This is a genomic window from Photorhabdus temperata, assembly GCF_025384845.1.
Classification (GTDB): Bacteria; Pseudomonadota; Gammaproteobacteria; order Enterobacterales; family Enterobacteriaceae; genus Photorhabdus; species Photorhabdus temperata.
Genome location: NZ_JAJAFX010000109.1, coordinates 1 through 5,482 on the forward strand (window position 1 = coordinate 1; position 5,482 = coordinate 5,482).

A 5,482-nucleotide genomic window follows, 5' to 3' on the forward strand; every position below is an offset into this window, starting at 1 on the left:
GTGCAATCGTCAATTGATGAAGTGACAAATCTTAGTGACATGTTGAATTCGACATTTGGTAGTAAACGCTACGGACGTTACAGTCGCGGGAAAATCGGCGGTTCTGTATCCGGCGCAACGGGTGTTGTACTGCGTAATAATGACAGTGAAAATTATAAAAATGTCGTTAATGAGAAAATGGCCGGGGCGGTCATGGGACGAGAAGCAATATCAAAAGCCCTATCACAACTCAACAATGCTAACTCGATTGAGGGGGTGGCGGGTGGAGTGCAATTAGTTATTAATGTAATCATTAATACAACAGGCAGTACGACGGAGAAAGTACGGGTATTTGAAAATCTTGCCAGCTTTAAAAATACGCAATATCAGCAAAGCAGTGTAGATAAGAATGTAGCTGAAGCCACGACATTATTGATCGTCGTTCTTTCTGCCGGCGCAATGGCAAAAACAGCCAGTGAACTCATTCCCGCCAATCGTGACGAAGCCGCAACAATTCAGCGTCGTGTTTGTGAATCTCTTGATAACGCAATTATCAAAGCCGGTGATTTAGCGGCTGATGATGTTTTTCAGGCTCTCGTTCAGCTACGTTATGAATTTGTTGAAAGTTTCTCACTGAAAGATGCCAAGGGGAGATTAACACAGTTTAATTTACCCTCTGTATTACCCGCGCTGAATATTGCTAATCGCATTTATCAAGATGCGGAACGTAGTGATGAGCTTTTGCAGGCAGTTTCACCCATTCACCCGGCATTTATGCCCGTCAGATTTAAGGCGCTGAAACAATGAAAAGTGATGAGTTGTCATTAGTGATCGGTGGGCGAAGGATTTTTGGGTGGGATAGTGTGCGGGTGACGCGGGGTATTGAGCGGTTGCCATCAGATTTCGATTTGATGTTAATGGATTATTACCCCGGCAATGATGAGAAGCAACTTGTAGAACCCGGTGAAAAATGCGAAGTATTTTTGGGTGATGATCGAGTAGTCACGGGCTATATCGATAGCTGGAACCCATCAGTTTCAAAGAACAAACACGAAATAAAAGTGTCTGGCCGGGGTAAATGCCAAGACTTAGTTGACTGTTCAGCGAAGTGGCCCAATAACGTTATCAGTCAAGCCACCCCGCTACAGATTGCTCAAAAACTCGCGCAATGGTATGACATTGAGGTCACATCTGATGTAGAAGATATGCCAACCGTTCCTCAATTTACGCTTAATTGGGGCGAATCTTCACAAGAAGTGATTGACCGGGTTACCCGCTTTGCTGCTCTTCTTTACTACGATTTACCGGACGGTAATTTAATTATGACGCGTGTAGGCACAGAGCTAGCCGCTAGTGGAATAGAGCAAGGGAAGAACGTCGAAACATCAGATTACAATAGCTCAATGAATGAGCGGTTTTCTGAGTATACCGGCCTTTCATTTGCTATAAGCGGACTCAATGAGACAAGTAATGATAGCGGTTATGATGTCGTCACGTTAGCAACGGCTAGTGATCCTGAAGCTAAGAAAATGCGCTATCGGAACTATGTCACCATCATAGAAAGTACGCTCATATCAGCAAAGCGGGCACAAGAATCGATTGACTGGGAAATGAACCGCCGCTACGGACGCTCAAAAGTACTGAAAGTGACGGTTGATAGCTGGCGAGATAGTAGTGGCAAGTTGTGGCAACCCAACACGCTGATCCCTATCCATATGCCTATTTTTGGTCTTGAAAACGAACAATGGCTGTTGTCGGAAGTGACATATACCCGAAATGGCGACAATGGTACACAAGCGCAATTAGTTTTAATGCCGCCAGCTGCCTTTAGTGTTCAACCGTATGAGTTTTACGCAATTTTGAGAGAGACGATCAGATGATGAATGATGCAATCAGAAAGTTATCTCGCCGGGTAGAAATGATGTTGGGGCTTGGCAAAATTAAGACTTCACGTGATAGCGGAAACATTCAAGTTGTTCAGTACCAGACGCCAATTGAAGTTCGGGATAACACCGCTCGTATGGCTGAATTTGGCTTCTCTTCTGCATTGCCAGCCGGGACAGACGTTGTGATTGGTTACTTGGGGGGAGACCGTTCCAGCGCTGTCGTGATTGCCAGCAACAATAAAAAATATCGGCATAAGAATTTAAATCCTGGTGAAACCGTGCTCTATAACCAGTGGGGCTTACATATCTTGTTAACGGAATCCGGGATCACTATTGAAGCCAAGGGCCAGCCCGTTACTGTGAATAATGCAACACAGGTAACAATTAATGCTAGCGAATCTGTACTTTGTAACACGCCAATTCTAAAAGTGACGGGTGACATTGTTGATAACTGCAATGGCAATGCTTCAACAATGAAACAGTTACGTGAGTCCTACAATAAGCATACGCATAAAGTGTCCGGTGTGGAATCTGGCGGGTCAACAGTAACAAGTCAACAAACCGGGGAGCCAGTGAAATGAGTGATATTACTTCTTATTGGGATGTGAATAAAATTCATGCTGACTGGTTATCTGGGAACGGGGATCTTGTTACGGGCAATGACTTGCAAACCGCAATAATAATCAGCTTGTTTACGGACCGTCAGGCTCGTAGTGATGATGAAATTGATGGCGTTGATAGAAAGGGCTGGTGGGGTGATGTAGGTTCGGATTACCAGATTGGGTCAAGATTATGGCTAATTCGACGTCAAAAACTGACTACCGCAGTAGCGCTTAAGGCAGAAGATTACGCGCGTGAGGCGCTACAGTGGATGTTAGACGATGGCGTTGTAGCTTCTGTAAATATCAATACTCAAATCGTTTATCCAAATCGATTAAATATGGTCATTCGTTATCATCGACCTGGCAGGGAAGCGGAAGACTTAAGATTTTTCTGGGTATGGGAACAACACAATGCCATTTAAACGACAAACACTATCTGAGCTACGGGAGCAGAACCGCAGCTTTTTACAGTCTGAACTCAACGATGTAGGTACATTGCTGCGATTTTCTAACATGGGCGTTCTTGCTGATATGGACGCTGGTATGGCTCATCTTCATTACAGCTATCTTGACTATATCGCGCTGCAAACAACCCCCTTTACTGCGACTGATGAACATCTTGCAGGCTGGGGAGCAATGAAAAAAGTCTTTCGTAAGCCCGCTAATGCTGCTATTTGCAACGATTACCAGTTTACAGGCACGGAAGGCGCAATTATTCCAGCCGGAACGATATTAAATCGTGGTGATGGTTATCAATACAAAACTCTTTATGATGTTCGCATATCGCAAGATGGCACTGCTAATGCATTAATAACCGCAATTCTGCCCGATATTTTAGATGACGCAACAGGCGGGGGAAGTGCGGGTAATGCTGACGCAGGAACAGAGTTAACGCTTGATCAAAGTATTGCCGGGGTTGATGTTCAGGGAAAAGCAATAACGCCCATAATTGGCGGGGCTGATATTGAAAATGAAGATAATTTTCGTTCTCGCATATTACTAGCTTATCAGGGTTTAACTTCTGGCGGTTCTGATGATGACTATAAGATTTGGGCGCTATCTGTACCCGGTGTCACACGTACTTGGATACGAAGAAGAGCAATGGGCGCAGGGACAGTTGGTATCTACATTATGTGTGATAACAATGGTAAGGGCGGTTTCCCAGCCGGTACTGATGGTTTTTCTAAAGAAGAAAAATACGGGACAGCAGCAGCAGGAGATCAAGCAAGAGTTGCAGATTATATTTACCCATTGCAGCCAGTCACTGCTTTAGTGTGGGTTTGTTCTCCTATCGCAAGAAAAATAGATATTACAATCAACGGAATATCTTATGTTAGTCGTGATGTGACAAGTGCCATTGCCGAAGCTATTGATAATGTATTTTTTGAAAGCGGGAACCCGGACGGGACTGGGAGAGTTCTTATTTCCGAACTGCAATATGCCATTGCTGACGTGCCGGGAACGGCGGGATTTGTCATTACGAATCCGACAAGCAACATTAAATTAGGGATAGGGGAACTACCGTTACGCGGGGAGGTTATCTATACATGAGTCGCTATAGTGTAAAAGACTATACATCAGCGTTAAACGGGCTATTGCCATCCGGTTTGGCGTGGACTCGTCAGCCCTCATCAGTTATGAACGCAATAACAAGAGCGATTGCACGCTCATATTACCGAAGCGATCGGGACGCATGGGGGTTAATTGAAGGGGCATTTCCGGCCACAGCTACTATCATGCTGCCTGAATGGGAGAAATCGCTAGGTTTGCCAGATGATTGCGGTATCGGTGAAATTGATAGTATCGCACTCAGACAAAAAGCCGTTGTTTCCCGATTGCTACAATCTAACGGCCAGTCAAAAGGCTTCTTTATTGATCTTGCGGCAACAATGAGTTATACCATCACGATCACTGAATATCGACAAGCACGGGCGGGACAGTCTCGCTGCGGGGAAGCCTTAAACGGTGAAGATTGGCCGTTTACATGGCGAATTAACGCACCCAAAACAACTATTTTTTACGCTGTAGCGGGTGGAAGTTATTGCGGCGATCCACTGCGTTCATGGGGTAATAAGCGGTTAGAGTGTCAATTTAATCGTCTTTGTCCATCTCATACAATTTTACAGTTCGGTTACAGCAACTAAATAACCCTTTATTTATTCTTTCTCTAATCACCTTTAATGAGTGAGGTTTTGCTATGCAAAAAATCGGTGATATTACAAATACCGCTGACAAGAACGGTGAGTTTACAAACGGTAATGTCGCGGCTGGTATTGCGCCGACATTATTAGATGCCGGATGGTTTAATACCGTTCAGCGTGAATTAATTAACGCTGTGCTGGGTTCGGGCTTAAAACTCGATAGTAAAAATGACAGTCAGCTTTTTGCTGCTATCAAAAAATTAATTGACAGCAGCGCGGTAGAAGTTCACGACGCTTCACTAACCCAAAAAGGCATCGTTCAGCTTACAGATGTAACAGGTAGTAGCAATACACTTGCAGCCACTCAGAAGTTGATTACAGACGTTAACAACAACGCCAACACTCGCCTGTCAAAATCCCAAAACGGGGCCGACATCCCTAATAAAAGTGAGTTTATAAAAAACCTCGGTTTGTCGGAAACGGTGAATAGGGCGAATAGTGCGGTGCCGAGCAGCCGGAAAGTAAACGGTAAGGCGTTGACCGGGGATATCAGTTTGAGTGCCGGGGATGTGGGGGCGTTTAAACTCGGATTAACAGGAACATATTCTGTTGATAATCAAGTCCCTTGGAAGGCAGATACGGGATTATATGATTTGCAGCGTCCAGGGGACAGCCAGCTTGTTGCTCACTTCTATAATGGTAGTGGGAGTTGTCCGGCATTTCAGTTAAGAGTGGTTTACAGAAACGGAGGTATTGCTTATCGCTCTGCCCGCGATAGTTACGGGTTTGAGGAAGATTGGACTAATATCTATACAACAAAAAATAAGCCTTCTGCTGCGGATGTAGGGGCTTTTCCTGGATTTATTTTTGTCAA

The 5,482-nt window shown here is 44.6% G+C and carries 6 protein-coding genes and 1 pseudogene; all 7 read left to right on the forward strand.

Annotated elements, in window-relative coordinates; translation table 11 throughout:
* Positions 1–786: pseudogene (locus tag LGZ99_RS23210) on the forward strand (hypothetical protein); the annotation flags it as partial.
* On the forward strand, positions 783–1,859 hold the full coding sequence (locus LGZ99_RS23215; RefSeq protein ID WP_036841044.1) for a phage baseplate assembly protein: 1,077 nt from the start codon (positions 783–785) through the stop codon (positions 1,857–1,859). The pseudogene LGZ99_RS23210 and the gene LGZ99_RS23215, both read left to right, overlap by 4 nt.
* A complete protein-coding gene (locus tag LGZ99_RS23220) occupies positions 1,859–2,446 on the forward strand; it encodes a phage baseplate assembly protein domain-containing protein (RefSeq protein WP_036841077.1) in 588 nt (195 codons plus the stop codon). The genes LGZ99_RS23215 and LGZ99_RS23220 overlap by 1 nt, the downstream gene beginning before the upstream one ends.
* Positions 2,443–2,889 (forward strand): phage GP46 family protein, encoded by a 447-nt coding sequence (locus LGZ99_RS23225; RefSeq protein ID WP_036841043.1) that lies wholly within the window; start codon positions 2,443–2,445, stop codon positions 2,887–2,889. The genes LGZ99_RS23220 and LGZ99_RS23225 overlap by 4 nt, the downstream gene beginning before the upstream one ends.
* Positions 2,879–4,018: a baseplate J/gp47 family protein gene (locus LGZ99_RS23230; RefSeq protein ID WP_036841042.1), complete on the forward strand. Its 1,140-nt coding sequence runs from the start codon at positions 2,879–2,881 to the stop codon at positions 4,016–4,018. The genes LGZ99_RS23225 and LGZ99_RS23230 overlap by 11 nt, the downstream gene beginning before the upstream one ends.
* Positions 4,015–4,611 (forward strand): YmfQ family protein, encoded by a 597-nt coding sequence (locus LGZ99_RS23235; protein WP_036841041.1) that lies wholly within the window; start codon positions 4,015–4,017, stop codon positions 4,609–4,611. Before LGZ99_RS23230 ends, LGZ99_RS23235 begins: the two co-directional genes overlap by 4 nt.
* Before the next feature lie 53 nt (positions 4,612–4,664).
* On the forward strand, positions 4,665–5,482 hold an 818-nt coding region (locus LGZ99_RS23240; protein ID WP_262979723.1), incomplete at its 3' end, for a phage tail protein.

Excerpts from the sequence above, each read along its gene's own strand:
- LGZ99_RS23225 (WP_036841043.1), top strand. The coding sequence starts at position 2,443 with ATGAGTGATATTACTTCTTATTGGGATGTGAATAAAATTCATGCTGAC.
- LGZ99_RS23230 (WP_036841042.1), top strand. The coding sequence starts at position 2,879 with ATGCCATTTAAACGACAAACACTATCTGAGCTACGGGAGCAGAACCGC.
- LGZ99_RS23220 (WP_036841077.1), top strand. The coding sequence starts at position 1,859 with ATGAATGATGCAATCAGAAAGTTATCTCGCCGGGTAGAAATGATGTTG.
- LGZ99_RS23215 (WP_036841044.1), top strand. The coding sequence starts at position 783 with ATGAAAAGTGATGAGTTGTCATTAGTGATCGGTGGGCGAAGGATTTTT.
- LGZ99_RS23235 (WP_036841041.1), top strand. The coding sequence starts at position 4,015 with ATGAGTCGCTATAGTGTAAAAGACTATACATCAGCGTTAAACGGGCTA.